The sequence below is a fragment of the Candidatus Manganitrophus morganii genome (assembly GCA_021651055.1).
GTDB lineage: Bacteria > Nitrospirota > Nitrospiria > SBBL01 > Manganitrophaceae > Manganitrophus > Manganitrophus morganii.
Genome location: JAJHOH010000001.1, coordinates 2,523,817 through 2,539,200, shown reverse-complemented (window position 1 = coordinate 2,539,200; position 15,384 = coordinate 2,523,817). Strand labels below are relative to the sequence as shown.

Annotated in this window: 18 protein-coding genes; 3 read left to right on the top strand and 15 right to left on the bottom strand. The window is 56.0% G+C overall.

The window, feature by feature from the left end:
* Nucleotides 1-30: 30 nt before the first annotated feature.
* From MCM46_11710 to MCM46_11650, 13 genes are all read right to left on the bottom strand, one after another.
* Nucleotides 31-1,080: a trypsin-like peptidase domain-containing protein gene (locus tag MCM46_11710; protein MCG3112471.1), complete on the bottom strand. Its 1,050-nt coding sequence runs from the start codon at nucleotides 1,078-1,080 to the stop codon at nucleotides 31-33.
* Nucleotides 1,081-1,129: 49 nt separating this feature from the next.
* Nucleotides 1,130-1,873 carry a cytochrome c biogenesis protein CcdA gene (locus MCM46_11705; protein MCG3112470.1) on the bottom strand — a complete coding sequence of 248 codons (744 nt, stop codon included), beginning with the start codon at nucleotides 1,871-1,873 and terminating at the stop codon, nucleotides 1,130-1,132.
* A 42-nt stretch (nucleotides 1,874-1,915) separates the two neighbouring features.
* Nucleotides 1,916-2,452 (bottom strand): TlpA family protein disulfide reductase, encoded by a 537-nt coding sequence (locus MCM46_11700; protein MCG3112469.1) that lies wholly within the window; start codon nucleotides 2,450-2,452, stop codon nucleotides 1,916-1,918.
* Between the two features lie 101 nt (nucleotides 2,453-2,553).
* Nucleotides 2,554-3,480 (bottom strand): tetratricopeptide repeat protein, encoded by a 927-nt coding sequence (locus MCM46_11695; protein ID MCG3112468.1) that lies wholly within the window; start codon nucleotides 3,478-3,480, stop codon nucleotides 2,554-2,556.
* Nucleotides 3,481-3,507: 27 nt separating this feature from the next.
* Entirely contained in the window at nucleotides 3,508-3,984 is a 477-nt protein-coding gene (locus MCM46_11690; protein ID MCG3112467.1) for a cytochrome c-type biogenesis protein CcmH, read from the bottom strand.
* Complete coding sequence (locus MCM46_11685; GenBank protein ID MCG3112466.1) at nucleotides 3,981-4,562, bottom strand: redoxin domain-containing protein; 582 nt, start codon at nucleotides 4,560-4,562, stop codon at nucleotides 3,981-3,983. Before MCM46_11685 ends, MCM46_11690 begins: the two co-directional genes overlap by 4 nt.
* Nucleotides 4,563-4,567: 5 nt before the next feature.
* A complete protein-coding gene (locus MCM46_11680; protein MCG3112465.1) occupies nucleotides 4,568-6,655 on the bottom strand; it encodes a heme lyase CcmF/NrfE family subunit in 2,088 nt (695 codons plus the stop codon).
* Nucleotides 6,656-6,715: 60 nt separating this feature from the next.
* Nucleotides 6,716-7,171: a cytochrome c maturation protein CcmE gene (ccmE, locus tag MCM46_11675; GenBank protein ID MCG3112464.1), complete on the bottom strand. Its 456-nt coding sequence runs from the start codon at nucleotides 7,169-7,171 to the stop codon at nucleotides 6,716-6,718.
* Entirely contained in the window at nucleotides 7,158-7,661 is a 504-nt protein-coding gene (locus MCM46_11670; protein MCG3112463.1) for a cytochrome c maturation protein CcmE, read from the bottom strand. Before MCM46_11670 ends, ccmE begins: the two co-directional genes overlap by 14 nt.
* A 64-nt stretch (nucleotides 7,662-7,725) precedes the next feature.
* On the bottom strand, nucleotides 7,726-8,439 hold the full coding sequence (gene ccmC / locus MCM46_11665) for a heme ABC transporter permease CcmC (protein MCG3112462.1): 714 nt from the start codon (nucleotides 8,437-8,439) through the stop codon (nucleotides 7,726-7,728).
* 2 nt (nucleotides 8,440-8,441) lie between these two features.
* Entirely contained in the window at nucleotides 8,442-9,119 is a 678-nt protein-coding gene (locus MCM46_11660; protein MCG3112461.1) for a heme exporter protein CcmB, read from the bottom strand.
* The gene (ccmA, locus tag MCM46_11655; protein MCG3112460.1) at nucleotides 9,106-9,783 is read right to left on the bottom strand and encodes a heme ABC exporter ATP-binding protein CcmA; all 678 of its coding nucleotides are present in this window, start codon (nucleotides 9,781-9,783) and stop codon (nucleotides 9,106-9,108) included. Before ccmA ends, MCM46_11660 begins: the two co-directional genes overlap by 14 nt.
* 307 nt (nucleotides 9,784-10,090) lie before the next feature.
* Nucleotides 10,091-10,306 carry a zinc ribbon domain-containing protein gene (locus tag MCM46_11650; protein MCG3112459.1) on the bottom strand — a complete coding sequence of 72 codons (216 nt, stop codon included), beginning with the start codon at nucleotides 10,304-10,306 and terminating at the stop codon, nucleotides 10,091-10,093.
* Nucleotides 10,307-10,396: 90 nt separating this feature from the next.
* Between MCM46_11650 and MCM46_11645 the strand changes: the two genes are divergently transcribed.
* Entirely contained in the window at nucleotides 10,397-11,104 is a 708-nt protein-coding gene (locus MCM46_11645) for a hypothetical protein (protein ID MCG3112458.1), read from the top strand.
* On the opposite strand, the gene MCM46_11640 is transcribed toward MCM46_11645, so the two are convergent.
* The gene (locus MCM46_11640) at nucleotides 11,047-12,018 is read right to left on the bottom strand and encodes a TIGR02757 family protein (GenBank protein ID MCG3112457.1); all 972 of its coding nucleotides are present in this window, start codon (nucleotides 12,016-12,018) and stop codon (nucleotides 11,047-11,049) included. The genes MCM46_11645 and MCM46_11640 overlap by 58 nt on opposite strands.
* A gap of 41 nt (nucleotides 12,019-12,059) precedes the next feature.
* Entirely contained in the window at nucleotides 12,060-12,440 is a 381-nt protein-coding gene (locus MCM46_11635; protein MCG3112456.1) for a cytochrome c, read from the bottom strand.
* A 174-nt stretch (nucleotides 12,441-12,614) separates the two neighbouring features.
* Here MCM46_11635 and MCM46_11630 point away from each other — a divergent pair, with 174 nt between their 5' ends.
* On the top strand, nucleotides 12,615-14,345 hold the full coding sequence (locus MCM46_11630) for a vitamin B12-dependent ribonucleotide reductase (GenBank protein ID MCG3112455.1): 1,731 nt from the start codon (nucleotides 12,615-12,617) through the stop codon (nucleotides 14,343-14,345).
* A 179-nt stretch (nucleotides 14,346-14,524) separates the two neighbouring features.
* Nucleotides 14,525-15,325 carry an MBL fold metallo-hydrolase gene (locus MCM46_11625; GenBank protein MCG3112454.1) on the top strand — a complete coding sequence of 267 codons (801 nt, stop codon included), beginning with the start codon at nucleotides 14,525-14,527 and terminating at the stop codon, nucleotides 15,323-15,325.
* The last annotated feature ends 59 nt before the right edge of the window (nucleotides 15,326-15,384 follow it).

Sequence of the window (15,384 nt, the reverse complement as noted above, 5' to 3'; positions counted from 1 at the left end):
CGACAAGAAGGTCGCCCTTGCAGCTTCCCTCTATTCTTCGTCTTTTAACTGGAGAATTTTGACCTTCATTTGAAGCGGCGCGCCATCCCGGACAACGCGGACAAGGACCGTCTTTCCAATGGGGGTTTCCGCCACAATCGCGGGGAGATCATGCATCTGGGTGACCTTTTTCCCGTCGAACTCCACAATGACATCCCCCCGGACAATCCCCCCCTGCTCGGCCGGGCTCTCCTTCATCACCTCGGAGACCAATGCCCCCTGGTCATCGCTCAACTTAAACGCTTTGGCCAGATCGGTGGTCAGTTGCTGAATCATCACCCCCAGCCATCCGCGGGTCACCTTTCCTTCTTTCTCCAAGGCCGGAAGGATTTTTCGGACCATATTGATCGGAATGGCGAAGCCGATCCCTTGCGCGGAGGCGCCGACCGCCGCGTTGACGCCGATCACCTCCCCCCGGATGTTGAAGAGCGGACCACCGGAATTGCCGGCATTGATCGCCGCGTCGGTTTGGATGTAGCTGTCATACGGGCCGGTCCCGAGGGCGCGGCCGATTCCGCTGACCACCCCCACCGTGACCGTCTCCTCGAGACCGAAGGCGTTTCCAAGCGCCATAACCCACTCGCCGATGTCGAGTCGGTCGGAATCGCCCAAAACCACGGAGGTGAAAGGACCCACCCCCTCGATTCGAAGGATCGCGACATCGGTTTTTGCATCCTTGCCGATGACCCGCGCCGAGAATTCCCTCCGGTCGGAGGTTCGGACGATAAGCTCTTCGGCCGGACGATTGCCCGGCGCGATGATGTGATAGTTGGTGAGAATCAAGCCGGATGAATCGATAAAGAAGCCGGTCCCCAAACTCCCCTCTCGGATCTCCGGCTTGAGCCGGTCGCCGGGGAGGGAGAAAAAATCTTTGAGCGGTCCCCCCCCCTCCCGGGCCAGCTTCGCGGACCGGATGCTGACGATCGCCGCCCGCTCTTTGTGGACCAGTTCCGCAAAGGTATAGTTTCGGGAGGATTCCGCCGCATGCAGAGGAGAGATCACGAAAAGGATAAAAAATAAAAGAGGGAAAAATCGCCGCATGCGCCACCGTCATAAGAGAGAAAATGGAGGGGAGACCGGGCCGGTCGCCCTACTGCCCGATCGACCAGCCGATGCCGACCTGGGTGAAAAATGAAGTGAGCCGGGTCAATGAGTTCGTAAAGATGAGGAGGCCGACCACCACGAGGAAAACGCCGCTGGTCGCGGAGATCCAGCGCATATATCGGGCCGTTTTCCTGGAATAGGCCAAAAACGACTGAACCCCGATGGAAGAAAGAAAGAGGGGAAGACCGAGCCCTAAAGAGTAGACGGTCAGAAGCATGATCCCGGTCGCCACCGATCCGGAGGCGCTCGCATAGAGGAGAATCGACCCCAGGATCGGGCCGACGCACGGCGTCCATCCGGCGCCGAAAGCGATCCCGACCAGGTACGACCCAAGATAACCGGCCGGCTTGTTTTGGAAATGAAACCGGGCATCCCGCATCAGCAGAGAGGGTTTGATGAGACCCATGATATAAAGGCCGAAGAAGACGATCAGAAGCCCGCCGATCTGCCGAATGGCCGATTGGTACATCAGGAAAAACCGGCCGATCAGCGTCGCCGAGGCTCCCAAGAGGATAAAAATCGTTGAGAACCCGCCGATGAACATCAGCGAGTTTTTAATTGCCACTTCTCGCGCCCGCGCCCTTCCCTCGGGCGAGGTCAATTCTTCCAGAGAGAGCCCGGTGATATAGGAGATGTAGGAAGGGACCACCGGCAAAACACAGGGGGAGACAAAAGAAAGAAACCCGGCCGAAAACGCAATAAAAAGTGAAATATTCTCCGTCGCCTGCATTTCAATTCACTCTGGTTAAAATGCCCTTCATCGAATTTCCAATCAACCCTTCACCTGCACCAGCTTTTCGATGACGCTTCGGCTCTCCTTGTTGTTCCAATCTTTTGCGCCGAGAAACCGCTGCACGACCACCCCTTTCCGGTCGATCAGGATGCTCGTCGGGACGACGCGGACCTGAAACCGGTCGTTCACCTCGAACTGATCGTCCATCAACACCGGAAAGGTGAATCCGAAATCTTCGACAAAGAGCCGAACCGGCGGCTCTCCCATCGTATCGATGGAAACGGCCAACATCTCGAAATCATCCCGGGAATAACTCCGATAGAGCGCCTCCATCGACGGCATCTCCATCTTGCACGGGCCGCACCAGGTCGCCCAAAAATTGATCAGGACGACCTTTCCCCGATACTGCGAGAGCGATGTCATTCCGCCCCGCAGATTTTTGACCATGAAATCGGGGGCCAAGAATCCGGCTTCGACGCCGACCGCCAACGGCCCCTTCGCCTCTCCCCCCTCCTTTTGCGAACAGGCCATCAACAGTGGAAGAAGGAAAAAGATCGCCAGCGTTCTTTTGATCATCTGTGTGTGACATCCGTGATCAGGTTCCGAAGAGGCCCTGTCCCTCTTCCGACCTCTCTGTTTATTATACTCTCTCTGACCGGTCGTCCAGCGAAGATCCCTTAGAAGAGCGGCGCGCGGCCCGATCGGAGATCCTGCAAGGCCTTTTTGACGAATTCGGCGCTTTCGGTCTGGGGGGGGATATATTTATACGCCTCGGTCCAGGCCTCGTCTGCCTCTGTGTATCGTTCCAGGTGAATCAGCACCACCCCCTTCGCCCAGAGAACCGACGCGTCTTGAGGGACATTGATCAGCGCTGTGTCGAGGTGATCCAAGGCCTCCTGATAGGCGGTCCGATTTCCCGGCTCGGCGGTGCGGATCAGGACCTCGGCGAGTCCATAATGGGCGGCGTGGCTGCGCCGGTCGAGCTCGATCGCCTTCCGCCACGCCTTCTCGGCATCTTCCCACCGCTCCAGCGCCACATACGATCGGCCCGCCATCAATTGCCCTTGAAGGTCATTCGGGTTGTTCTTCAGCCGCTCTTCCAGGCGCGCCACCATCTCCGCCGGATTGATCGGGGGCATCGTCGCCGCCCCCTCCGCCCCGGCCTCGGCGAACTGTTGCCGCTCCAATTTCCACTGGACGAGCTGATGCATGCCGACCGCGCCGGCGATGATCACCGTCCCCAGAAAGCCGATGAAAACGGGGCCCGCGCCGCTCGGCGACGGACGAGATTTCTTGTTTTTCGGCGGGACGAGACCGATCCCAACCAGCGCATCGAGCCGATCGAGTATCTGGATCAGCCGATGTTCATGCCCGAGCTTCTGCCGATGGTAGTCGGCTTCAGCGACTTTGGACTGAGCATAATCGAGTTCCAGATCGGAAAGGGTGCGCAGAAGGCTCTCTTTCTCGATCTGAAGATTGATCCGTTCTTCATCCAGCGCAGCCTCATCGCCGACGATCAACGCCGTTTTAGAGCGTTGCCACATCGGGGAGAGAAGAACCATGATGACCGCCAATAACATGAGACCGGCGGCGATAGGAAGCATATACTTACTCCTTCGGTAATTGCGTTACTATTTATCCGGCTCCAGCCCGCGGATCTCTTGCTCGATCCGCCGCCGGCTTTTTTCATCGATCGGGGAGAGCTCTTCAGGCGAGGCGGGCGCCGTCTCGGCCACCCACTTCCGCAGGGTGCGGAACAAGAAGGTCCCGCCGATGATCAGAAGAAGAAAGGGCCCTCCCCAGAGGAGCAGATTTAGGCCGAATGCCCTTGGCTTCAGTAAAATATAATCGCCATAGCGGCTGACGAAATAGGCCCGAATCTGATCGGGCGATTCTCCCTGGATCAAGCGCTCCCGGACGATATCTCTCATCTGTATCGCCAGCTCCGCATTCGACTCCCAGACCGATTCCGATTGGCAGACGGCGCAACGGAGGGTCTTTGATACCTCTCTCACGCGCTGTTGAAGCTGGTCTTCATTGAGGGTCTGTGCCGTCGAAAGGGAGGTAAAAAGAATGAGGAACAGTGGGATAAAAAGAAGACGCTTCATGACGTGGTTGCCGTTCCATTCAATAAAGGTTCGATCATCCGCTCGACCAGGAAGGTATAGGTCTCCCCGACAATCGGCCCGATCTGTTTATGACGGATGACTCCGTTCTGGTCGATGACGAAGGTTTCCGGAACCCCGTAGACACCGTAGTCGATGGAGATCCTCCCCTTCACATCCCGAACATGCTCGAAACTATTCCCATGCTCCTGCAAATACTGCCGGGCGAGATCTTCTTTGTCCTGATAATTCACCCCCAGCAGGACGAAGTTCGGATTCTGAGCAAAACGCTTCTGGATGGCAAGGAGGTTCTGGTGTTCCAGCTTACACTCCAGGCACCAGGAGGCCCAAAAATTGAGCACCACGACCTTCCCGCGAAATTGAGAGAGCGACACCTCCTTCGGCTGATAGAGATCGGGCCCGGTGATCTCGGGCGCTTGGGTTCCGACGAGGACAGGGGGGATGAAGTTCGGGTTTCCCCAAAGCCCCTTGTAAAAAAGAATAATCAAACCCAAAATGCCGACGAGGAGCGCAATCTGCCAGCCGCGGATGCCGACGGAGGGGGATTTGGTTTCAGCCATCTCTTTCATACCTCTTTTCTCCCCGGCCAAACGGCGTTTAGTAACGTCTGCCATCGATTCGAGCGATGCAGCACCTCTTCCCGCGCCGGCCGCGACAGGGAAACCGCCACTTCCGCTCCTGCGGCCTCGGGACGCGCCGCCGACACTTTTATTCGCGACTTTCTCAGCATGTTTAAGATCACCCCGATCCCCATGATCCCCCCGCCGTACCAGACCCAGAGAACTAACGGATTGTGGAGCGCCCGCACCCGCGCCCAGGTTCCATCGGGAGAGACTTCCGGGATCGTCAGGAAAACATGCCCCATATAAATTTGATGGATCGCCGTCTCGGTGGTCGGCGTTTGGGAGACGGTATAAAACCGCTTTTGGGGACGAAGCTGCGTGATCAGCGTCTCTCCTTTATAGACATTAAAGAGTGCCTCTTGCCCCCCCCAATTGATCCCCTCGGCACCATACAGCCGGATCAATTTGATTCGATAAGCGCCGAGTCCCGTCTCCTCTCCTGGTTTCATGATCAACACCTTCTCGGTCTGGTAAATGGTCGAGAAGATAATCCCGATGATCATAACGAGGACACCGATATGGGTCAGGATTCCGGAAAGGCGCCGTGGATTCTTTTTGTAGGCGGTCAGGAATCCCTGGAGCGTGCTCACCTGTTCCCGCTTCGCCCAGAAGGAAGAGATCTTCGCGAAATCACGGAAAATCGCTGCGGCGACAAAACAAACCACGGTCAAACCGGCCAACGCATAACTGTTCCGGATCCCGGCGAGCGCAAAGAGAACCAGCCCCCCCAAGGCAATCAGTCCCGGCATCAGGAGCAGCTCTTTCAGGTTCTGTGCCGACGCCTTCCGCCATGGGATATAAGGCCCGATTCCCATCAGGAAGACCAAACCAAGCGCCACCGGCATGAAAACCGTATTGTAGTAAGGGGGACCGACGGAGACCTTTTTAAACTGCAGCGCCTCGGTTAAAAGAGGATAGAGAGTCCCAGTGAAAACGGTGATCAATGCCACCAAGAAGAAGAGGTTGTTGAAGAGAAAAATCGCTTCCCGCGAAATGACCGAATCCATCTCGATCTGGCTCTTTAACTTGCCCGATCGAAGCATCAAGGTTCCAAAGGAAAGGAGCAGCATAAATGAGAGGAAAGCAAGAATAAAAACCCCCCGTCCCGGATCAGCGGCAAACGAATGAACAGAGGAGAGAATGCCGCTTCGAACCAGGAAGGTCCCGATCAGCGAAAGGGAGAAGGCGAGGATGATCAGGAAAAGATTCCAGACCTTGAACATTTTTCTCGCTTCCTGAACCATCACCGAATGAAGAAAGGCCGTCGCGACGAGCCACGGCATAAACGCGGCGTTCTCAACCGGGTCCCATCCCCAATAACCTCCCCAGCCGAGCTCGTAATAGGCCCAGTAGCCTCCCATCAAAATCCCGATCGTCAAAAAGAGCCACGCCGCCAAGGTCCATCGCTGCGTCGCCTTGATCCACTCCTCCCCCAAACGCCCGGAGAAAAGGGCCGCCATTGCGAATGAGAAGGGAATCGAGAGGCCGACGTAACCGAGGTAGAGAAACGGCGGATGGAGCACCATCGCCGGGTCTTGCAGGAGGGGGTTTAGATCTCGTCCATCGGCGGGGACCGGGAAAATTCGCTCGAATGGATTGGATAGAAACAGGATCAAAAGGAGAAACCCGGTCAACACGGTCGACTGCATAGAGATGAGGTAAGGCATCACCGCCGGCTGTGTTTTCCAGTGAATGTGAACCGCCATCATGCAGAAGAGCGCGAGAACCCAGGCCCAGAGGAGCAGAGAACCTTCGTGACCGCCCCAGAGTCCGGCGATTTTGTAAAAGATCGGCAGCTTGGTGTTGGAGGTGGCATAGACGTATTTGACCGAATAGTCGTGGGTCAGGTAGGAGTAGAACATCGCCAGCATGCCGACCGAGATGAGAACGAAGTTCAGCGTGACCGCTTGGCGGCCAACTCCCACCCAAACAGCATCTCGCCGCTTCAACCCGACAATCGGGGAAACAATTCCGAGGACCGCGAGAACCAGGGCGGTAATGACGGCGAAATGGCCGAGCTCAATGATCATTGATTTGGACCTCCGATTTTGCTGGCCCCCGGCCCCTTTCGGGGCGACGCATGCGCCGCCCTACTCGACCTTGAGGGTTTTAAAGAAATCCTTCTTCGGGAGCTCCGCCCCCGCATTCTTCATTTCGACCGGCATATAATCTTCAGAGTGCTTCGCCATGATCATATGGGAATGAAACGTCCGATCGGCATCCCAAAAACCTTCCACCACCGCCCCCTGGCCTTCCTTAAAAAGATCGGGCGGCACCCCTTCAAACGCCACCGGAATCGTCTGGGCCCCATCGCTTAGGTCGAAGGTAAGCCGTAAGGTATTCGGGACCACTTTGAGGCTATCCTTCACCACCATTCCGGCGACCCGAACTTTCTTCCCGTAATGTTCGGATGAAAAGGCGACCACTTCCGACGGGGTGACAAAATAGATCAGGTTCTTTCCGAAATTTCCAAAGACCAAGTAGCCGACCCCGGCCAGAACGATCAGGGTGCTGATAATAATGGCTGTTTTTCTACCTGACTTCAAGCGGCTCCTCCGGTTGATAGACCTTTTCCTCTTTAATCTGAATATATAACATTGCGACCTTTCGTTCCATATTAAAAAGAAAGAGGCCCATCGGGATCAAAGAGGCCAAATAGGCCGCCGTGATGAACCCATAATTTGGGACCACGGAGATCTTTTCTGCTTCCAAGGTCCGCGTGGTCGGATTCCACTTTCCTCCGACGACGACCGTTTTCAAATCCCTTATATTTTCAGATTCTTCTCCGAGATATTGGACCGACAGCTTTACCCCTTCCGCGGAGAGTTGAAAGGCCGCCGGGCCCCCTTCCCCTTCCTTAAGAATGCTCCCAGCCTCGATCATGCCCAAGATGCGAACGGTTTCGGTCGGCTGATCGTGGAGAAGGTGATGCGGGGAGATGGCGGTGACCTCTCGATTATATCGCTGAATTCCAAGAACCCCGATGATCGCCGTGATGATCAGGACCCCTCCCCACCGGATGTAAAACCGCTTCATTGTCTGGTGGCCGCTCCTTCCTCTAGGCTACTGGTGGCCGCTCCTTCTTCTAAATGATCGGTTCTCATACATGAACCTTACTGAGCATCCGCCCTCGTTTGGCTTCGAGCAGGCGCTCAAGATAGAGCATTTGCGTCCGGACCATCAGCATGTAGGTGAAGAGGAGATAAAAACCGATCGACATCAGAAGCAGCGGGATGAGCATATCGGAGGCGATGCTGACCCCTCTCGTCGAAATCGAGAGGGGTTGGTGTAATGTCCGCCACCATTCGACGGAAAAATGGATGATCGGAAGGTCGACGAAGCCGACAATGGCGAGGATGGCGCCGTAAGTTGCCTCTTTTTCTTTATCCTCCAAGAAGGTTCGAAGCATCAGGTACCCGACGAGGATTAAGAGCATGATCGTGAAGGAGATCAGCCGGGGATCCCAGGTCCACCAGGTATTCCAGGTCGGCTTTGCCCAGATCGAGCCGGTAATGAGGGCGATCAGGGTAAAGAAAACGCCGATGCCGGCGGCCGCATGAGACATGTTATCGACAATCGGATCGCGCTTCCAGAGATACCAAATGCTGCCGCCGAAGAGGACCGTATAAGCAAACATGGCGCTCTGGGCGGCCGGGACATGGATATACATAATGCGGACCACCTCGCCCTGATAATAATCGGGGGAGGAGGTCACCAGCCCCATATAAAGGCCGACCATGATGAGAAGTCCGGCGGCAACGCCGAACCACCCTTCATACCGTTGAAGCCTGGCAATAAGACGACTGATCACCATCCCTAATAATCCAAGATGAATTCAAAAACCCAAAAAGAAACGACCATAAAAATACCGTCGAAAACGACCAATAACTTGATCCAATCGACATACATCGGGAGAGGATCGCCGCTGAACACGCCGCGGGTCGCTTCGACCGCGCCGATAAAGATCGGGACCGCCATCGGCAGGAGGAGGATCGGAAACATCACCTCCCGCGCGCGGATCTGAACGGTCAAAGCGGAGAAGAGGGTGCCTAAGGCGGAAAGACCGATCGTGGCCGCCACGAATATTAGCAGAATTATCGGAATTTTTTCAAGTACGTCCAGATTGAAGAAAAGAATAAACAATGGGAAGAGGATAATTTCCACAATCAACATAAAGAGGACGTTCCCTGAAAACTTACCTAGATAAATCGCCCCCTTCGGCGCCGGAACGATTTGGAAATATTCCATGCAATCATTGTGGACCTCCGCCAGGAAGGACTTTCCGAGGCCGATGATTCCGGTGAAGCCGAAGGCGATCCAGATGATCCCCGGCATCAGCTCATGGGTGGTCTTCGGATCGAGCGAAAAGCTGAAACTGAAGATCAGGATGACGATCAGGGCGAAGAAGAACATCGAAGAGATGTTCTCGCGATTGCGCAGCTCGCTTAAGAGATCTTTCCAGGCGATCCACTTTATGACATTAAAAAAGTGCATGGGCCGTCAACAATTCATTTACTGCCAGTTCGCGCAGCTCCCCCCGGTTCAAGACGCCGGCGCGATGAGCCACTTCCGCTGTTTTGGCCCGATCATGCGCCGTGATGAGGACGGTCGTCCCCTCCCGGGTGACCTCTCGAATATAAGCATTCATCATATCGACCCCCCGCTCGTCGAGCGAGGCATACGCTTCATCTAAGAGGAGAACGCTGGGCCGGGCGAGCATCGCCTTGGCGATGGAGAGGCGTTTTTTCATTCCCGCGGAAAGATGCCGGCTCTTGAGGGAGCCGAATGCGCCGATCCCGACGCGGTCAAGGGCCCGTTTGATCTCAGGACCGGTCGGCTCCGCTCCACGAAGGCCGATCGCAAACCGGATATTCTCTAAGACGCTGAGATCATCGTAAAGGTAGGATCCGTGGCTGATCAAAAAAAGGGCCTCCCGGACCTTCATTTTCTCCCGGAGCCCGTCGTGTCCGCAGATCTCGAATCGCCCGCTCGTCGGACGATGGAGTGTCGCCAGAATTCTCAGGAGGGTCGTCTTGCCTGCGCCGTTCGGTCCAAACAGGGCATAACATTCACCCTCCTTCACCTCAAATGAGACCCGATTCAGAACTTGGAAATACTGGAAAGACTTACTCAGCTCTATTCCTTGGATGGCTGCCATTCTACAGTAAGTCCGTCTCTCCCCGTTGATTCCAGAGGTTAAAACAGGCGAAGAAACCGATCCACGCGCCTGTAAAGTGCTGAATCTTAGCATGCTTGAAGAGAGGGGTCAAGCAGCGGGAAGCATGCGGAAAAGCAAGATCCGTCCTTACGTCAAGAGGAAGAATTCTGTTCCCTCTTTCTCCGTAGAGACGGTTTCAGTTACGCTAGAGTGAAATACTAATTTGTTGACGTCTTACGTCGGCAGGGAGTAATCTTCCAGTCGTTCGAAGAAGCAAGAGGGCTACGGTCTTCACAAACGGCATAACCTATCCGCATCCGCAGCCCCCGCTATGGGAATGACCGGTGGAGGGAGGCGAGGAGGAAGTTTCGCCGTTCGGTTTGGAGGCGAAGGTCGAAAAGAGCCGCCGGCTCTTCCGCTCTCCGCAATGGGGGCAAGGGGTCTCTTCCGCTTTGGCTGAAAGAGACTGTAATAGGGTAAACTGTTCTTTACATTCTAAGCAGGCATATTCGTAAATCGGCACGGTTTCCTCCAGAGATCGTTCTGACCGATATTGATAACACACTGCGTCGATCGTTTTCAAGGAAATCGAAGCCCCTCTTCGGAATAAGTCATGCGGACCCTCATACACCGACTCTTTCTGGCTTCAATCTTCCTGTTTACGTGGACCATCCCTCCGGTCCAGACGGCCCTTCTAGAGGCCGTTCCTCACACCTTTCAAGAAAACGGGGCCATACCGGCCGGGACAATCGTTCCCCAGCCCTCCCCGCCTGAAACCTTCTCGGAAGAGCCGACACCGGTCTCGCTTCGGATCATCAATCTGCTGAAAAAGCCGATTTACCTTCAAGGGTTTCGCCAAGTCGACGAACGGGTCCAGATCTATCTTTATCACCGGGAAGGAAATAGGGGTTGGAAGCCCTTCTTCGAATTCCTCCCCTGCGACCTCCCCACCTGTCGCGGTCTTCATGCTCCTAAAAAGAGTTGCCCGAAGCCGATGCCCTTCGTCATCTCACTCGGTCCCGCGGGGAGTGCGAACTCATTTAAAGAAGTTCCTTGGGATGGACTCCTCTACGAACGAAGCGAAGCGACCCAAGAAGACCGGAAGCATCGATATTGTTATAAAGGAAAGGTTCCGAGGAGGGGACGGATGCGGGTTGAGATCGAATTCTCCGACACCCTTCAGAAAGGAAGCGAGAAAAGCGGAATCATCGGCGGACGGGATCATGCCGTCCTCGAGTTCGACCTCCCCCCCTCCCGCCCCAACTATGAGATTGTAATCGATGCAAACTCTTTCCGAGGCGCTTCATCCCCTCCCCCATGACGAGGGGATGGTGTTGGAAAAGCGCTTCGGCTTCGGACCGCTCTTCGTCCCCTTTGACATCCGTCTAAAAGGGAACATCCGCGGCATTTCTCTCGATCCCGCTCGATCGGACAGGCTCCCGAAATTCCAAGGTGACAGAGACCAAAATCATATTTAAGCGGATCGATGGGATCGAACGCCTTTAAGCTCTCTGTGATCTCTTTGGCCATCTTCCAATCGGGGCTCTTTCGCCGCGTCAGACCCAGGTAGCGGGAAATGCGGACGATATGAGTATCGAGCGGGATGATCAGCTTACCCGGCGGAATTTCCTTCCAGAGGCCAAAATCGATTCCGTCTCTCGGACGGACCATCCAACGCAGATAAAGATTCATCCGCTTGCAAGCGCTCCCCTGAGCAGGGGAAGAGAGCAGCTGGCGGAGGCCGTCGGGAATCCCCTTTTTGCCGTAGACCGGTCGGGAATCGATCGAAGAGACAACCCCCATAAACCGAGAGAGGGTGGGACCGAGGTCTTCTTCCTCTTCCCGATAGAGCGACCGGAAAAGCGCCCCGACCGACCCAAACCGCTGGACGACCCGGCTCATCATGTAAATGAAGCAGAAGAGATCATCGGTTGAGTTGAGCCGGTAATAAATTCCCTTGAAACGGGGACGCTCGCGAACCGGATCGAACCGGGCCAGATAAGCATACGGCCCTCCCTCCATCAAGGCCAACATCTTCTCCACCGCCGCCTTAAAGAGATCGACCCGGCCATACGCAAGGGCCGCGGCAAGCCATCCGACCAGCTCGATCTCCCTCGGGTCGGTGTAGCGATGCGGAAACTCCACCGGATCGGCTTTGATCCGCTCGGCATGAGGATGACTTTGAAAAAACGATTCAATCAAGGGCGCCAGTCGTTCTTTTTGCTTGGACGTCATCAATTGAAGCTACCCTCCGCCGGACCGGTTGTCAATGAAGATCAGAAAATCCCCGCTTCCTTCTGAAGCCATCGGACATAACGGATGATCTCATTGACCTCTTCCGGCTGAACCGCTTCGATTTTCGGCATATCGCCGAAATTCCAATGATGAGCGCGGACTCCCCGTTGAGGGGCCATTTGAAACGCCGCATCGCCATGATGGCTCGGCTCATAGATCTTTGAAAGAAAGGTCGGCCCCTGGTTCGTCCCCTTGGCTCCTTCTCCATGGCATCGCGCGCAGTGGGTGTTGAAGAGCGCCTCTCCCTGGGCGAGCTCGGCCGGCGCTTTCGGAGCCGGACCCGATGGGGACGATTTCGACTCGCTGCAGCCGACCCAGAGGAAAGCCGCCAGCAGCGATATAAAGATGATTCTCCGATTCATTCTCTTCTCCAAATAAGGGACGGTCGGCGCTATCATATCGACCCGCCGCGGCGCTGTCAAACAGCGGTCCATTCGTAATGATCAGGTCGCGTTTGGAATAAACCGTCTCAGACTTGACTCCCCCGCGCCGCACCGATATGATCGTAATCATTTAGATCGAAAGGGATTCGGAACATGCAGTTAAAAGATCGCTCTTCCCTCTCTCAGAATGCGATCACCGTTCTGGAGAAGCGATATCTTAAAAGGGACCCGGAAGGCCGCCTGATCGAAACCCCGGAGGAGATGTTCCGCCGGGTGGCGAACAATATTGCGGAGGCCGACCGGCGGTATCGATCGGATTCCCAGGCCGCGGAGACCGCCGAGACCTTCTACGATCTTCTCTCGTCTCTCGCGTTTCTTCCGAACTCCCCCACCCTGATGAATGCCGGAAGAGAATTGCAGCAGCTTTCCGCCTGTTTCGTCATCCCGGTCGAAGACTCGCTCGAATCGATCTTTGAAGCGATCAAGGATACCGCCTTGATTCATCAGAGCGGGGGGGGGACCGGCTTTTCCTTCACGCGGCTTCGGCCGCAGAACGATCGGGTCCTCTCGACCTCGGGGATCGCCTCCGGACCGGTCTCCTTTATGAAGGTCTTCAACATGGCGACGGAAGTGATCAAGCAGGGGGGCGCCCGGCGGGGGGCCAATATGGGGATCCTCCGCGTCGACCATCCCGACATTCTCGATTTCATCACGATCAAGGAGGACCCCCGGGAGATGGTGAACTTCAATCTCTCGGTCGCCGTGACCGATCTGTTCATGGAAGCGCTCCAGAAAGACGAAGCCTACCCGCTCGTCAGCCCACGGACGGGGAATGAAGTGCGCCGGCTCCCGGCCCGAATGGTCTTCAATCAGATCGTTCAGGCCGCCTGGAAGAGCGGAGATCCCGGGATTATTTTTATCGACCGGATCAACCGAGACAATCCGACGCCGGCGCTCGGGAGCTTTGAGTCGACCAACCCCTGCGGAGAGCAACCGCTTCTCCCGAACGAGTCGTGTAATCTTGGCTCGGTGAACCTCGTCAAGATGCTCTCCCACAAAAGAGAGATCGACTACCCGAAGTTAAAGGAGACCGTCTGGAAAGGGGTTCACCTCCTCGACAATGTGATCGATCAAAACCAATACCCCCTCCCCCAGATCGCCGAAGCGACCTATCGGACCCGAAAAATCGGATTGGGGGTGATGGGGTTCGCCGATCTCCTGACCGAGTTGAACATCCCTTACGACAGCAACGAAGCGCTCGGGCTTGCAGAGGAGATCATGTCTTTCGTTCGGAGGGAAGCGCGGGAAGCCTCCGCGGCGATTGCGAAAGAACGGGGCGTCTTCCCGGCATACGATCAGAGCATTTACGCCGGCCAAGGACTCCGGTTACGCAACGCGACCACAACAACGATCGCTCCGACCGGGACCTTGAGTGTCATCGCAGACTGCTCCAGCGGAATCGAGCCGCTGTATGCCCTCTCCTACCATCGCCGGGTTCTGGGAGGCGTTCGCCTTCCTGAATTAAACGCCCGCTTCGTGGGAGCGGCCCGCCGGGGAGGCTTCTATTCCGAGGCGCTCATCGCCCGGGTCGCCGCGACCGGATCGGTACGGGGGATGGCCGAGGTCCCAGAAGAGATTCAACGCATTTTCGTGACCTCCCATGATCTCGCTCCTGAATTCCACATTCGAATGCAGGCGGCCTTTCAGAAACATACGGATAATGCGGTCTCCAAGACGGTCAATTTCCCCAGAGAGGCCACCCCTCAAGATGTCGAGAAGGTTTTTCTTCTCGCCTATCGCGAAGGGTGCAAAGGGGTCACGATCTACCGGGACATGAGCCGAGACGAGCAGGTTCTCGCCTGTGCACAAAGCGACTACTGCTGACCCGTTTGTATGTGGGGGCCCCTGCGGTTCCTGCTGCGCAGGAATCCTCCGATGCCCACGCCCCTGGCGCTCCCGCTGGCAAAGCCAGTCGCTCGCTTTGCACTGATAACCAGTCAAATCAAAAGCCGCCTTGACAAGCCGGGTTCGATTCTTTATCTTTTCCCTCCAGTGTGAGGGAAATGATCATCGAGCTACGGGTCTGTCTGCTGGGGAGCGGAAGCGGGGGAAACACAGCCTACATCGGCCACCCCGGCAACGGGAAGAAAGAGGGAGAAGGCGTCTTGATCGATGCCGGTCTTCCCGCAGGGCAGATCGTCTCCCGCCTTCGCGCCATTCAGGTCGATATCCGCCAGATCAAGGCGGTCCTCATTACCCATGAACATCACGATCATCTCCACGGGGCCGGTCCTCTCGCCCTGAAGTACAATATCCCGATCTACGCCAATGAAGAAACCCGCCGGTCCGCCAAGAGCCTCAGAAAGCTCCCGATGTCGATTCACCTGTTTGAAACCGGCTCTTCCTTCTGGGTCGGTCCTTTCCAGATCCATCCCTTTCCGATTTCTCACGATGCCGCCGATCCGGTCGGTTATACGGTCCAGACCGACCGGCATAAAGTCGGCATGGTGACCGACCTCGGTTGTCTGACCCCCTCTTTAGATGCGATGAAAGAATGTGATCTCCTCATCCTTGAATCGAATTATGATCCCCACTTGTTGCTCAACGGTCCCTACCCGCTTCACATCAAGAAGCGGGTCGCCGGCGACCGGGGTCATCTCTCGAACGAGGATTCCAGCACGCTGCTCCGATCGCTTCTTCACCCCAAATTAAGAACCCTCTTTCTGGCCCATTTGAGCCAGAAGAACAATCTTCCTCATCTCGCCTACCAAGCTGCGGAAGCGGTGTTGAAAGAAACCGGCGACGCGGTTCAACTTCACCTCGGCTGGCAGGACTTCATCAGCCCGGTGGCCACCCTGACGTAAGCCCTCCGCGTTCGAACTGTTTCGGCCAAACCCTGCCTTCCATTCCTGCATCAAGGAGA